Raw genomic sequence first — 12,714 nt, forward strand, 5'->3', positions numbered from 1 at the left:
TGGTTACTCCCTGTATATGTCACCTTGACCGTTTGCCACGCGGCTCCGCGTCTCCCCGGGTATCGACCACCCCCGCCGACAACGCACAGTAAGGTCAATCGGGTGAGCGCCACCGGCGAGCACGGCCAGCCGCAGTCGCGACGATGAGGTGACCATGACCACCCCAGGCAAGACCCGTGTGGCGATCGTCTTCGGTGGCCGCAGCCCCGAGCACGGCATCTCCTGCGTCAGCGCCGGCAGCGTGCTGGCCGCGCTCGACCCGGACGAGTTCGAGGTGGTGCCGGTCGGCATCACCCGGCAGGGCCAGTGGGTGCTCGCCGACGGCGAACCGAGCCGGCTCGCCATCACCGACCGGAAGCTCCCGGAGATCACCGCCGGGTCCGGCGCCGAGCTGGTGCTGCGCGCCGACCCGGCCGCGGGCGGCCTGATGGTGCTCGACCCGGCCCAGGGGCCGGTCGCGCTCGCCGACGTGGACGTGGTCTTCCCGGTGCTCCACGGCGCGTACGGCGAGGACGGCACGATCCAGGGAATGCTGGAGATGGCCGACATCCCCTACGTCGGCGCGAACGTGTTCGCCTCCGCCGCGGCCATGGACAAGGAGTTCACCAAGAAGCTCTGCGCCGCCGAGGGCATCCCGGTCGGCCCGTACGCGGTGCTGCGCGCCGGGATGTCGCTGAGCGAGGAGGACAAGGAGCGCCTCGGGCTGCCCGTCTTCGTCAAGCCGTCCCGGGCCGGCTCCTCGTTCGGCATCACCAAGGTCGACGACTGGGCGGACCTGGACGCCGCGCTCGTCACCGCCCGGGAGATCGACAGCAAGGTGCTCGTCGAGGGCGCCGTGGTCGGCCGCGAGATCGAGTGCGGTGTGCTGGAGGGCGAGGCCGGCGGCGCGCCGGAGGCCTCGGTGCTCGCCGAGGTGCGGATGATCGGCGACCGCGACTGGTACGACTTCGAGGCCAAGTACATCTTCGCCGACGAGGTCTGCGAGTACGACGTACCGGCCGACCTGCCCGAGCCGGTCGCGCGGCAGGTGCGCGACTACGCCACCCGGGCCTTCACCGCGCTCGACTGCTCCGGCCTGGCCCGGGTCGACTTCTTCGTGACCCCGCAGATGGACGTCTACCTCAACGAGATCAACACGATGCCGGGCTTCACCCCGACGTCGATGTTCCCGCGGATGTGGTCGGCTAGCGGGCTGGAGTACCCGAAGCTGGTCAACCGGCTGATCCGTACCGCCCTGCACCGCCGCGCCGGCCGCTGAACCGGCCGGCCGGGCGTCAGGCGGAGCAGCCCGAGGGGGCCTGCTTCGCTGAGGGCACGGAGCTGACGATGGTGTCGGAGATCGTCGTCACCCACTGCAGCGGCGGCTCGTACGACTTCGGCACCCGCACCCGGATCGGCGTCTCCCGGTCGACGGTGGTCAGCACCGTGGCGTCGGCCTCCTCGGCCGCGTGCCAGCAGACCTTGTTCACCGTCCACACCTCGTCGGTGGGCGGGAACTGCGCCGGGCTGCCGCCGCAGGCCACCGTCAGCGCCGGGTCGCCGTACGCGGCGTTCTGCTCCGGGCCCGCGGTGACCGGACGCTGCGGCAGGTCACGCACGCTGTCCGGAAGCTGCGACATCAGGGCACGGCAGAGTACGGTCGGGCGCTCGGCCAGCGCCGGGGCGGCCATCTCGACCGGCGCGCTCGACTGTGCCCGGGGGCTCGCCGACGCGCTCGGCCCGGCGTCCGGCGACTCCGGGGCCAGCTTGGCGAACGTGAACCCGGCCACCGCCACCGTCACCGGCACGGCGACCAGAGTCGCCCAGAGCGCGGCGCGGCGGGTGGAGCGGTCCGGGCGCGGGGAAGTCTTCTCGTCCACTTACAGCCGCACCACCGAACACGTGAGGGTGCGGGTGATGCCGGGCACCATCTGCACCTTGCTGACAATGAGTTTGCCGAGCTCGTCGACGGTGTTCGCCTCGGTGAGCACCACCACGTCGTACGGCCCGGTGACGGCGTCGACCCGTACCACGCCGGCCAGGTCCGCGATCAGACCGGCCACGTCACGCGCCCGGCCGACCTCGGTCTGGATGAGGATGTACGCCTGTACCACGACTCGACCTCCGTCCGTCGCCTCCGGGCGACCCGAAGGGTGAAACTACCGTACTGAGCGGCAGTGATCCCTATCGGTTGCCGGTCGTACGCGGTGAGCGAGCACACGCCGGCGCGGACAGGGGTGGAACGTGCGCAACGACGCAGCGGATCGAGGGGACGGCATGACGGTCACGGATGTCGGCGAGTTCGGGCTGATCGACCGGGTGACCGCCCGGCTGGCACAGGGACAGAGCTGCCTGCTCGGCCCGGGCGACGACGGCGCGGTGGTGGCGGCGCCGGACCGGCGGGTGGTCGCATCGACCGACGTGCTGGTGGAGGGACGGCACTTCCGGCGCGACTGGTCGGCGGCGCGGGACGTGGGACACCGCGCGGCGGCGGCCAACCTCGCCGACATCGCGGCCATGGGCGCCACCCCGACCGCGCTGCTCGTCGCGCTCTGCATGCCGGCCGAGCTGGACCCGGCCTGGGCCGAGGAGCTGGCCGACGGGCTGGGCGCGGAGGCGGCGCTCGTCGGCGCGAGCGTGGTCGGCGGGGACATGTCGGCCAGCCCGACGCTCACCATCGCGGTGACCGCGCTCGGCGACCTGGCCGGGCGACCACCGGTGGTCCGCTCCGGCGCCGGGCCCGGCGACGTGGTGGCGCTGGCCGGGCGCACCGGCTGGGCGGCGGCGGGCTACACCGTGCTGTCCCGGGGCTTCCGCACGCCCCGGCTGCTGGTCGAGGCGTTCCGCCGCCCGGAGGTGCCGTACGCGGCCGGACCGGCCGCCGCCGCGGCGGGCGCCACCGCCATGATCGACGTGTCGGACGGCCTGCTGGCCGACCTCGGGCACGTGGCCGCCGCCAGCGGCGTGGCCGTCGACCTGCGCCGGGAGGCGTTCGAGGTGCCCCGGCAGATGCGCGACGCGGCGGCGGCGCTCGGCGTCGACCCGTACACCTGGATCCTGGCCGGCGGCGACGACCACGCCCTGGCGGCGACGTTCCCGCCCGACGCCGCGCTGCCCGACGGCTGGCGGCCGGTCGGGCGGGTGGCGGCCGGCGCCGGCGTCACCGTCGACGGCGCCGGGTACGACGGCCCGCGCGGCTGGGACCACTTCCGCCGAACGGCGGAGTGATCTGCGTCCGACCCCCGGCCGCCCGGCCGGGCGGGGGTCGGAGGCGGTCGTAACCTGGCACGGTGAGCGAGATCGAGATCCGGGAGCGGCGCTTCGACGCGCCCGAGTCGCAGGCGCTGATCCGGGCGGCGCTGGCCGACCTCGGCGCCCGTTACGGCGGCAGCGGCGACGACACCCCTGTCGACGCGGCCGAGTTCACCCCGCCGGACGGCGCGTTCCTCGTCGCCTACCTCGACGGGCGTCCGGTGGGCTGCGGCGGCTGGCGCAGCCACGGCGCGGACGGCGACACGGCCGAGTTGAAGCGGATGTACACCGACCCGGCGGCCCGGGGCCGGGGCGTGGCCCGTGCGGTGCTCGGCGCGGTCGAGCGCTCCGCCCGTGACCACGGCCGCAAACGGATCGTGCTGGAGTGCGGCGACAAACAGCCCGAGGCGATCGCCATGTACACCTCGTCCGGCTACGAGCGGATCCCGAACTTCGGCTACTACAAGGACGCCCCGGGCTGCCTGTCCTACGGCCGCACGCTCTAGCCGACGGTGATGCGGATCTCGTCCGCGGCGCGGCGTGCGGCACTGGCCGCCTCGTCCGGGGTCGCGCCCCAGGCCATCAGGTGCCCGCTGCGGTGCGCCGAGGAGAGCAGTTCCGGCACGGTCTGACCGACCTTCGTCTCGACCTGCACGTCGAGCACGCCCGGCACGCGCAGCGCGTCGCGCTTGCCGTCGACGGCGGTGACCTGTCCGGGCGGCGCGATCAGGAACTCGATGGCCGCCGCGCCGGTCGGCCGCGCCGGCAACGCCGGCCGTTCGCCGCGCAGCACCCGCAGGTACGCCTCGATGACGTCGCGCTCGTAGGCGATCGAGATCAGCGCGGTGATCATGTCGCCGGGCATCCGGGCCGCGCACTCCACCAGCGTCGGCACGCCGTCGACGAGGATCCACTCGCTGTGCAGCATGCCGCTGCGGAAGCCGGCCGCCTCGGCGAGGAGTACCGCGGCGGCGCGCAGCGCGTCGTGCTCGGTGGCGGGCAGCGCGGACGGCACGGTGTGGCCGGTCTCGACCGGGTACCGGCCACCGGCGATCCGCTTGTCGGTGACGTTAGCGAAGATCACCTCGCTGTCGGCGACCAGCAGCTCGACGCTGTGCTCGGAGCCGACCAGCAGTTCCTCCACCAGCACGCCGGTGGGCAGGCCGCGCTCGGTGGCCTCGGCCGGGTCCGGCGGCGCGGCGCTCGCCGCCCAGCGGGCGGGCACCTCGGCCGGGTCGGTGATCAGCTGCACGCCCAGGCTGCCGGAACGGCGGGTGGGCTTGAGCACGCACCGGCCGCCGTGCGCCCGCGCGAACTCCACCGCCCGCGCCGGGTCGTCGACCAGCTCGTAGACGGGGTTGGCCAGTCCGATCCGGTCGGCGAGCAGCCGCATCCGGTGCTTGTCGGAGAAGATGTCAGCGGCCTCCGCCCCGGCGCCGGGCAACCCGAGCCGTTCGGCGAGCCGGGCGGCGGCGCCGACCGCGTACTCCAGGCCGGGCAGGACCAGCCGGGCGTCGGCCAGGGCGGGCTCGCGGGCGAGCAGGGCGTCGGCGTCGAAGCCGGTCTGGTACTCGGCCTCGACCAGTCGCCCGATCATCGGCAGCCGCTCGGCGAACCGGGCCAGGTCGCGGCGGGCGATCACGTCCGGCTCCTCGACCAGTACCACGGTGCCGGCCGGCAGTTGCTGGTCGAACCAGCTCAGTGAGCCGAACGACGCGCCCACCACCACCAGTTGCTCGCGACCCAGATCGAGGTCCACCGGTCACCCTCCCCACGGCTCGCGCCGGAACCGGACGGCCGGCGCAGCAGCACCCTAACCGGCCCGTACCAGCCGGTCGCCGTACGGTCGGTCAGGTGTGCGGCGCGGGTCGGTGGATACGACAGAAGCCGGCGGATCCCGGGGGATCCGCCGGCGACCGACGATGTTCGGTGGCGCTACCGCGTCAGGCGCGGGTGACCTTGCCGGCCTTGATGCACGAGGTGCAGACCTTCAACTTCTTGGTGTTGCCGCCACCGGCCGGGGTGCGCACCGACTGGATGTTCGGGTTCCAGCGGCGGTTGGTCCGCCGGTGCGAGTGGGACACGTTGTGGCCGAAGCCCGGCCCCTTGCCACAGACGTCGCACACGCTAGCCACGGGATACTCCTGGGATTGAAACGTTCATGAGGTCGCCGCCAGGCGCTGCCCGGGCAACCTGGTCAGGTTACCCGATGACAGTCGGTACGCCCAACCGGCCCTTTCGCGAGCCCACCCAGCGTACCGGCGACCCGGCCGGGCCGGCGGGCGGGGCGGACACGCGGCGGACGACCCCGGCGCGTGTCGGTGCGCGCCAGTAGGCTTCCCGACGTGCTGGAGACCCTCGACGCCGCAGCGGTGCGCCGCTGGTGCGCGAGCGGGCTGGCCGCCCTCCGGCGGCACCAGGGCGAGATCGACGAGCTGAACGTCTACCCGGTGCCCGACGGCGACACCGGCACCAACCTGGTCCTCACGCTGACCTCGGCCCAGCAGGCCCTGGCCATGGACCTCGGCACCCTCCCCGACGACGGGCACACCCCGCACGGGCACGCGCTGCGGCTGATGGCCCGGGGCGCGCTGCTCGGGGCGCGCGGCAACTCCGGGGTGATCGTCTCGCAGATCCTGCGCGGCCTCGCCGACACGCTCGCCGCCGCTCCCGCGGTGGGCGGGCGGCAGCTCGCCGACGCGCTGGCCGACGCCACCACCGCCGCCTACGCCGCGGTCGCCCGGCCGGTCGAGGGCACCCTGCTCAGCGTGGTCGCCGCGGCGGCCCACGCGGCCCGTCTCGCGGACAGCGACGACCTGCGCACAGTGGCCCGGGCCGCGGCCGAGGCGGCGGCGCACGCGCTGGCGCGTACCCCCGAGCAGTTGCCGGAGCTGGCCCGCGCGGGCGTGGTCGACGCCGGTGGGCGCGGCCTGTGTCTGCTGCTTGACGCGCTGGTCGAGGTGGTCACGGGGGAAAGCCCGGCGCAGGCGGCGCCCGCGCCGCCCACCCGCCGTCCGCCGGCCACCGCCGTGCGGGAGAGCGGCTCCGACGTGTACGCCTACGAGGTGCAGTACCTGCTCGACGCGGACGACGAGGCCGTGGCCCGGCTGCGCGCCGAGTTGGCAGTGCTCGGCGACTCGCTGGCGATCGTCGGCGACGGCGCCGGCACCTGGAACGTGCACGTGCACGTCAACGACGTCGGGGCGGCGATCGAGGCGGGCGTGGTCGCCGGCCGGCCGCACCGCATCGGCGTGACCCGCTTCGCCGACCAGACCGCCCCGGCGCCCGCGCTGCAGGTGGCGCGCCCGGACGGCCGGGCCGCCGTGGTGGTGGCCACCGGCGCGGGCATCGCCGAGCTGTTCGCCGCCGAGGGCGCCGTGGTGGTGCCGGCCAACCCGTCCACCGGTGAGCTGCTGAACGCGATCCGGGCCACCGGCGCCGCCCGGGTGGTGGTGCTGCCGAACGACCCGAACACGCAGTCGGTGGCGAGCGCGGCCGCGAAGGAGGCGTACGGCCTCGGCGTCAAGGTGAGCGTGGTGCCCACCCGTTCCCCGGTGCAGGCGCTCGCGGCGCTCGCAGTACGCGATCCGAAGCGGCGCTTCGAGGACGACGTGATCGCGATGGCCGAGGCGGCCGGCGCCTGCCGGTACGCCGAGGTGTGCCACGCCGCCCGGGAGGCGCTCACCGTCGCCGGCCCGGCCCGCGCGGGTGACGTGCTGGCGCTGGTCGAGGGCGAGGTGCACCTGATCGGGCAGGATCTGACCGACACCTGCATCGCGGTGGTGGACCGGATGCTCGGCGGTGGCGGTGAGCTGGTCACGCTGCTGTGCGGCGCGGATGCGCCGGCCGGGCTGGCCGACCGGGTCCGTGAGCATGTCGAGCGGGCCTGGCCGTTCGTCGAGGTGCAGGCGTACGAGGGCGGGCAGCCGCACTATCCGCTCCTGGTGGGGGTCGAATGACGAGCGAGGCGGCCACTGTGGACACGCCGCTGAAGAAGCTGGTCGGCGAGCGCACCGCGAAGGCGTTGGCCGGGCATCTCGACCTGCACACCGCGGGCGACCTGATCTACCACTTCCCGCGCCGGTACGACGAGCGCGGCGAGCACACCGACATCCGCTCGCTCGACGTGGGGGAGCAGGTCACAGTGCTCGCCCAGGTGCAGCGCACCGCCGTGCGCCCGATGCGCCAGCGGCGCGGCAACCTGCTGGAGGTCACCGTCGGCGACGGCTCCGGCGGCGTGCTCACCTGCACGTTCTTCGGCAACCAGGCGTGGCGGGAGCGGGAGCTGCGGCCCGGCCGGTGGGGGTTGTTCGCCGGCAAGGTGACCGAGTTCCGGGGTAAGCGGCAGCTCAACGGCCCGGAGTACGTCCTGCTGGGCGAGGGCGGCGAGGGCGAGGCGGCGGCGAACGAGGAGGTCGAGGAGTTCGCCGGCGCCCTGATCCCGGTCTACCCGGCCGCGGCGGCGGTGCCGACCTGGGTGATCGCCCGCTGCGTGCGCGTCGTGCTGGACACGTTCACCCCGCCGGAGGACCCGCTGCCGGCCACCGTGCGGGCCACCCGCAACCTGGCCGACATCGGCACCGCGCTGCGCGAGATCCACCGTCCGACCAGCAAGGAGGCGCTCTACCGGGCGCGTCGGCGGCTCAAGTGGGACGAGGCGTTCGCCGTGCAGCTCACGCTGGTGCAGCGCAAGCACCGGGCCGCGGCGTGGCCGGCGCGGGCCCGGCCGGCGAAGGCGGGCGGCCTGCTCGACGCGTTCGACGCCCGGCTGCCGTACGAGCTGACCTCCGGCCAGCAGGTCGTCGGGCGGGAGATCGCCGCCGACCTGGCCGCCGCGCACCCGATGCACCGGCTGCTGCAGGGTGAGGTGGGCTCCGGCAAGACCGTGGTGGCGCTGCGCGCCATGCTCCAGGTCGTCGACGCCGGTGGGCAGGCCGCGCTGCTCGCGCCGACCGAGGTGCTCGCCGCCCAGCACCACCGGGGCATCCTCGACCTGCTCGGCCCGCTCGGCCGGGCCGGTGAGCTGGGCGCCGCCGAGGACGCCACCCGGGTGGAGCTGGTCACCGGCTCGCTCGGCGCGGCGGCCCGGCGCCGGGCGCTGGCCGAGGTGGCCGAGGGGCGGGCCGGCATCGTGCTCGGCACGCACGCGCTGCTCTACGAGGGCGTCGACTTCCACGACCTGGGCCTGGTGGTGGTGGACGAGCAGCACCGCTTCGGCGTGGAGCAGCGCGACGCGCTGCGCGCCAAGGCCGACCAACCGCCGCACGTGCTGGTGATGACGGCCACCCCGATTCCGCGCACGGTGGCCATGACCGTCTACGGCGATCTGGAGACCTCCACGCTGTCCCAGCTTCCGCAGGGCCGCTCGCCGATCGCCTCGCACGTCGTACCGGCCGCCGAGAAGCCCGCGTTCCTCGACCGGGCCTGGCGCCGGCTGCGCGAGGAGGTCGCGAAGGGCCACCAGGCGTACGTGGTGTGCCCGCGCATCGGTGAGGGTCCGGTGTCGGACGAGGAGGCGCCGCGGGAGGACGACAACGGCCGGCGCCCGCCGCTGGCGGTGACCGAGGTGGCCCCGCTGCTGGCCGAGGGGCCCCTGCACGGGCTGCGGATCGGGGTGCTGCACGGGCGGCTGCCCGCCGACGAGAAGGACGCGGTGATGCGCGCGTTCGCCGACGGCGAGCTGGACGTGCTGGTCGCGACCACAGTGGTCGAGGTCGGCGTGAACGTGCCGAACGCGACGGTGATGATCGTGCTGGACGCCGACCGGTTCGGCGTCTCCCAGCTGCACCAGTTGCGCGGCCGGGTCGGCCGGGGCTCGGCCGCCGGTCTGTGCCTGCTGGTCACCGAGGCGGTCGAGGGCTCGTCGGCGCGGGAACGGCTGGACGCGGTCGCCTCCACCACCGACGGGTTCAAGCTGGCCGAACTCGACCTGGAACAGCGCCGCGAGGGCGACGTGCTCGGCGCGACCCAGTCCGGCCGGCGCTCGCACCTGCGGCTGCTGTCGCTCAGACGCGACGCCGAGCTGATCCGCGACGCGCGGGCCGAGGCGATCGAACTGGTCGAGGAGGACCCGGACCTGGCCCGGCACCCGGCGCTCGCGGCCTCGGTGGCCGCGCTCGTCGACGAGGAACGCGCCGAATACCTGGAGAAGGGCTGACGGCGGGCCGGTGCGGTCGCGGGGCAGCGGCACGCCCGTGGCGTGCCTAGGCTCGCGCAGATGTCGACACCATCACCCGAACGCGGCGTGCTGCTTCTGGCCCGAGGTGACGAGCTCCTGGTGGACCGGGTCGTCGGGGTCGCAGACGAGGCGTCCGGCCGGCGCTGCACTCCGGCGACGCGATTCCAGATCGCCTCGATCAGCAAGCAGATGGCGGCAGTGGCGGTGCTGCTGCTCGCCGAGCGGGGCGCGGTGAGCCTGTCCGACCCGGTCGTACGCCGGCTGCCCGGCACGCCGCCGCCGCAGTGGTCCGGCATCACGCTGCACCACCTGCTCACCCATACCTCGGGGCTCGGCCACTGGGAGGACTACCCGGCGATCGACCTGCACGGGCCGGCCGAACCGGACGAGCTGCTCGACCGGTTCGCCGCGCTGCCGCCACTGTTCCCGCCCGGCGCCGGGTGGCACTACAGCAGTCCCGGCTACGTGCTGCTGGCCCGGACCGTCGAGCAGGTGGCCGACCGGCCGTACGCCGAGTTCCTCGCCGAGGAGGTCTTCGCGCCGCTGGGCATGGCCGGCAGCTTCGCCGGTTCCGGCGAGGGGCGGCCGGACGTGGCGACCGGCCACGAGGACGGCCGCCCGGTGCCGTCCTGGGACCTCGCGACGGTGAGCATGGGCGCTGGTGACGTCTGGTGCACCGGGGCGGACCTGCTCACCTGGCTCGACGTACCGCGCCGGGGGCGGCTGCTCGCCAGGGCCTCGGTGGCGGCGATGACGGCGCCGCACGCGCCCACCGGACGGCCCGACGAGGCGTACGGCTACGGGTTCTTCGTCGGCCCGCTGGCCGGCCGGCGGGCGCTGCACCACTCCGGGGACAACGGTGGCTACAAGGCGTTCGCCGCCTGGTTGCCCGACTCCGACGAGCGGCTCGTCCTGCTGACCGACCAGGCCGAGGTCGACCCGGTCGCGGTCACGTCGGTGCTCGACGCGGTCTGACCGCCCGCGCGCCCTGTACCGGACCCGCGGCAGGCACGGCGAGGGCGCGCCGACCGGGTGGTCGACGCGCCCTCGGGTACGGATCAGGCGGTGAAGCGGATCCGGCGGCGACGGGCCACCACGAACAGCACCGCGCCGGCGGTGAGCAGCAGCGCGGCGCCGCCGACGATGGCGCCGGCGGCCGGGCCGGTGACGGGCAGGCCGCCACCCTGTCCGGAGCAGTCGTCCGGCTGGGTGTACGGGATGGTCTCGGCGTCCTCGACCACGTCGTACTTCACCGTGACCTTGAGGCCCGGGTAGGCGTCGAACTCGACCGAGCTGGTCTTGCCGGGCTCGGACGCGAGCGTCCTGGTGACGCCCTTCTCGGTGGTCAGCGTGGCGGTGAACGGCGCGCCCTGGGCCGGGTTCTCCACGACGAACGTCATCGAGTCGCAGTCCTGGTCCAGCTTGAAGATCGGCTCCGCCGGCGGGGCGGACGGCGACGGCGGGGTGGACGGGCTCGGCGGGAGGGACGCCGACGGCGTCGGGGTCGGCGAGGCCGGCGTGCTCGGCGTGGGCGTGGGACTCGGCGGCGTGCTGGGCGACGGCGACGGGCTCGGCGTCACGCAGTCGCGGGCCGGGCGGGCGATCACGGTCCGCTCGCCCTCGTGCGACTTGCGGCCCCGGTCCCAGTGCGCCCCGACGGTCAGCTTCAGCTCCGGAATCGCGCCGGCGAACGTGTGGGTCTGGGTGCCGGTGAGCGTGCCCTTGCCGGCCGGCTTCAGCTCGGCGCCGACCGCCAGGTCCCCGCTGACCGGGCCGGGCACTGTGGACACGAGCTTGGTGATGCGGCCGGAGATGTCGGTCTCGCTGCTGGTCACGGACCAGGTGACGGTGACCGCGCCGTTCGGGGTGGCGCAGTAGCTGCCGGACGGCTCGGGGTGGTGGGCGGCGGCCGGGCCGGCGACGGTGGCGACGCCCGCGAGGCCGAGCAGCGTGCCGGCGGTGAGGGCGGCGGCACGCCGGAGGTGGAGACGATTCACGCCTGCTCCTGACGAGGGGGAGGATGGGAGAGACCGGGCGGAGGGGCCGGAGCCGCGCGTCCGTCCGGCAATCGGGCCAGACCCTAGCGAGATCGACAGTGCGGGCGTTACCGAGATCGACGGGTCGTAAAGGGTCCGTTATGAATCCGAGATCATTGATGTACGTCGAGTCACCCGGCGTCACCTCGGGTGCTCGATCCACCCCGGCGCGCGGGTCGCGTAGCGTCGGGGCATGCGCAGGGAGCGACGGTGACCCGGATCGTGGCCGGCACGCTCGGCGGGCGGCGGATCGCCGCGCCGCCCGGCGCCGGCACCCGGCCCACCTCCGACCGGGTCCGGGAGGCGCTGTTCAGCGCCGTGCACTCGCACGTCGACCTGGACGGGGCACGTTTCGCCGACCTGTACGCCGGTTCCGGCGCGGTCGGCCTGGAGGCGCTGTCCCGGGGCGCCGCGCACGTGCTGCTCGTCGAGTCCGACGCGCGTGCCGCCCGGGTGATCCGGGAGAACATCGCCGCGCTCCGGGCCGCTCCCGCCGCGCGTCTGGTCACCGGCAAGGTCGCCACCGTGCTGGCCGCCGGTCCGGCCGACGGCCCGTACGACGTGGTCTTCGCCGATCCGCCGTACGCGGTGCCGGACGCCGAGATCACCGCGATGCTGACGGCGCTGGTCGACGGCGGCTGGCTCGCCCCGGACGCCCTGGTGATCGTCGAGCGGTCCAGTCGTTCCGGATCGGTCACGTGGGTGGAAGGTGTCACTCCGGAGCGCAGCAGACGTTACGGCGAGACCACTCTTTGGTACGGTCGCCGATCATGAGACGTGCGGTCTGCCCGGGCTCGTTCGACCCGGTCACCAACGGTCACCTCGACATCATCGGCCGGGCGAGCCGGCTGTTCGACGAGGTGATCGTCGGGGTGCTGGTCAACCAGTCGAAGCAGGGCCTGTTCACGGTCGAGGAGCGGATCGACATGCTCCACGAGGTCACCGCCTCGTACGACAACGTCCGGGTCGAGTCGTTCCGCGGTCTGCTCGTCGACTTCTGCCGGGCGCAGCAGGCGAGTGTGCTGATCAAGGGCCTGCGGGCGGTGAGCGACTTCGACTACGAGCTGCAGATGGCCCAGATGAACATCGGCCTGGCCGGCGTGGAGACGCTGTTCATGCCGACCAACCCGCTCTACTCGTTCATCTCGTCCAGCCTGATCAAGGACGTGGCGAAGTGGGGCGGCGACGTCTCCGCCCACGTCCCCGACCTGGTCCGGGAGCAGCTGGCCACCCGCCTCCGCCCCTGACCCTCCGCCGGGGGTGGGCGAC

The 12,714-nt window shown here is 74.3% G+C and carries 13 protein-coding genes; 8 read left to right on the forward strand and 5 right to left on the reverse strand.

Annotation, left to right across the window (positions count from 1 at the left end):
- Nucleotides 1-154 precede the first annotated feature (154 nt).
- On the forward strand, nucleotides 155-1,258 hold the full coding sequence (locus PVK74_RS27925) for a D-alanine--D-alanine ligase family protein (RefSeq protein ID WP_043325953.1): 1,104 nt from the start codon (nucleotides 155-157) through the stop codon (nucleotides 1,256-1,258).
- 16 nt (nucleotides 1,259-1,274) lie between these two features.
- On the opposite strand, the gene PVK74_RS27930 is transcribed toward PVK74_RS27925, so the two are convergent.
- Nucleotides 1,275-1,859 carry a DUF3515 family protein gene (locus PVK74_RS27930; protein WP_043325952.1) on the reverse strand — a complete coding sequence of 195 codons (585 nt, stop codon included), beginning with the start codon at nucleotides 1,857-1,859 and terminating at the stop codon, nucleotides 1,275-1,277.
- Nucleotides 1,860-2,093: an Lrp/AsnC ligand binding domain-containing protein gene (locus tag PVK74_RS27935; protein ID WP_013284547.1), complete on the reverse strand. Its 234-nt coding sequence runs from the start codon at nucleotides 2,091-2,093 to the stop codon at nucleotides 1,860-1,862. It abuts the gene before it with no gap.
- Between the two features lie 163 nt (nucleotides 2,094-2,256).
- Here PVK74_RS27935 and PVK74_RS27940 point away from each other — a divergent pair, with 163 nt between their 5' ends.
- Entirely contained in the window at nucleotides 2,257-3,207 is a 951-nt protein-coding gene (locus PVK74_RS27940) for a thiamine-phosphate kinase (RefSeq protein WP_064447020.1), read from the forward strand.
- A gap of 62 nt (nucleotides 3,208-3,269) precedes the next feature.
- A complete protein-coding gene (locus PVK74_RS27945) occupies nucleotides 3,270-3,737 on the forward strand; it encodes a GNAT family N-acetyltransferase (protein ID WP_064447021.1) in 468 nt (155 codons plus the stop codon).
- On the opposite strand, the gene PVK74_RS27950 is transcribed toward PVK74_RS27945, so the two are convergent.
- Nucleotides 3,734-4,990 carry an ATP-grasp domain-containing protein gene (locus PVK74_RS27950; RefSeq protein ID WP_274477579.1) on the reverse strand — a complete coding sequence of 419 codons (1,257 nt, stop codon included), beginning with the start codon at nucleotides 4,988-4,990 and terminating at the stop codon, nucleotides 3,734-3,736. The two genes, PVK74_RS27945 and PVK74_RS27950, sit on opposite strands and share 4 nt — an antisense overlap.
- A gap of 184 nt (nucleotides 4,991-5,174) precedes the next feature.
- Nucleotides 5,175-5,366: a 50S ribosomal protein L28 gene (gene rpmB / locus PVK74_RS27955; protein ID WP_011905179.1), complete on the reverse strand. Its 192-nt coding sequence runs from the start codon at nucleotides 5,364-5,366 to the stop codon at nucleotides 5,175-5,177.
- A 210-nt stretch (nucleotides 5,367-5,576) separates the two neighbouring features.
- On the opposite strand from rpmB, the gene PVK74_RS27960 reads away from it, so the two are divergent.
- Genes PVK74_RS27960 through PVK74_RS27970 form a run of 3 tightly spaced genes read left to right on the forward strand, consistent with a single transcriptional unit; the run spans nucleotide 5,577 to nucleotide 10,384 of the window.
- The gene (locus PVK74_RS27960; RefSeq protein ID WP_166455546.1) at nucleotides 5,577-7,190 is read left to right on the forward strand and encodes a DAK2 domain-containing protein; all 1,614 of its coding nucleotides are present in this window, start codon (nucleotides 5,577-5,579) and stop codon (nucleotides 7,188-7,190) included.
- Nucleotides 7,187-9,388 carry an ATP-dependent DNA helicase RecG gene (gene recG, locus PVK74_RS27965; RefSeq protein ID WP_274477580.1) on the forward strand — a complete coding sequence of 734 codons (2,202 nt, stop codon included), beginning with the start codon at nucleotides 7,187-7,189 and terminating at the stop codon, nucleotides 9,386-9,388. Before PVK74_RS27960 ends, recG begins: the two co-directional genes overlap by 4 nt.
- Before the next feature lie 60 nt (nucleotides 9,389-9,448).
- The gene (locus PVK74_RS27970; RefSeq protein WP_274477581.1) at nucleotides 9,449-10,384 is read left to right on the forward strand and encodes a serine hydrolase domain-containing protein; all 936 of its coding nucleotides are present in this window, start codon (nucleotides 9,449-9,451) and stop codon (nucleotides 10,382-10,384) included.
- 83 nt (nucleotides 10,385-10,467) lie between these two features.
- On the opposite strand, the gene PVK74_RS27975 is transcribed toward PVK74_RS27970, so the two are convergent.
- Nucleotides 10,468-11,406 (reverse strand): cell wall anchor protein, encoded by a 939-nt coding sequence (locus PVK74_RS27975; RefSeq protein ID WP_166455543.1) that lies wholly within the window; start codon nucleotides 11,404-11,406, stop codon nucleotides 10,468-10,470.
- A gap of 249 nt (nucleotides 11,407-11,655) precedes the next feature.
- Between PVK74_RS27975 and rsmD the strand changes: the two genes are divergently transcribed.
- Together rsmD and coaD are read left to right on the forward strand one after the other, a co-directional pair.
- Nucleotides 11,656-12,219: a 16S rRNA (guanine(966)-N(2))-methyltransferase RsmD gene (rsmD, locus tag PVK74_RS27980; RefSeq protein WP_069087646.1), complete on the forward strand. Its 564-nt coding sequence runs from the start codon at nucleotides 11,656-11,658 to the stop codon at nucleotides 12,217-12,219.
- Nucleotides 12,216-12,692: a pantetheine-phosphate adenylyltransferase gene (gene coaD / locus PVK74_RS27985; protein WP_043325944.1), complete on the forward strand. Its 477-nt coding sequence runs from the start codon at nucleotides 12,216-12,218 to the stop codon at nucleotides 12,690-12,692. The genes rsmD and coaD overlap by 4 nt, the downstream gene beginning before the upstream one ends.
- The last annotated feature ends 22 nt before the right edge of the window (nucleotides 12,693-12,714 follow it).

The sequence above is a fragment of the Micromonospora chalcea genome (assembly GCF_028768405.1).
GTDB lineage: Bacteria > Actinomycetota > Actinomycetes > Mycobacteriales > Micromonosporaceae > Micromonospora > Micromonospora chalcea.

Bases quoted from the DNA above. Each gene is read 5' to 3' on its own strand.
- PVK74_RS27940 (WP_064447020.1), top strand. From the start codon at position 2,257: ATGACGGTCACGGATGTCGGCGAGTTCGGGCTGATCGACCGGGTGACC.
- PVK74_RS27925 (WP_043325953.1), top strand. From the start codon at position 155: ATGACCACCCCAGGCAAGACCCGTGTGGCGATCGTCTTCGGTGGCCGC.
- recG (WP_274477580.1), top strand. From the start codon at position 7,187: ATGACGAGCGAGGCGGCCACTGTGGACACGCCGCTGAAGAAGCTGGTC.
- PVK74_RS27970 (WP_274477581.1), top strand. From the start codon at position 9,449: ATGTCGACACCATCACCCGAACGCGGCGTGCTGCTTCTGGCCCGAGGT.
- coaD (WP_043325944.1), top strand. From the start codon at position 12,216: ATGAGACGTGCGGTCTGCCCGGGCTCGTTCGACCCGGTCACCAACGGT.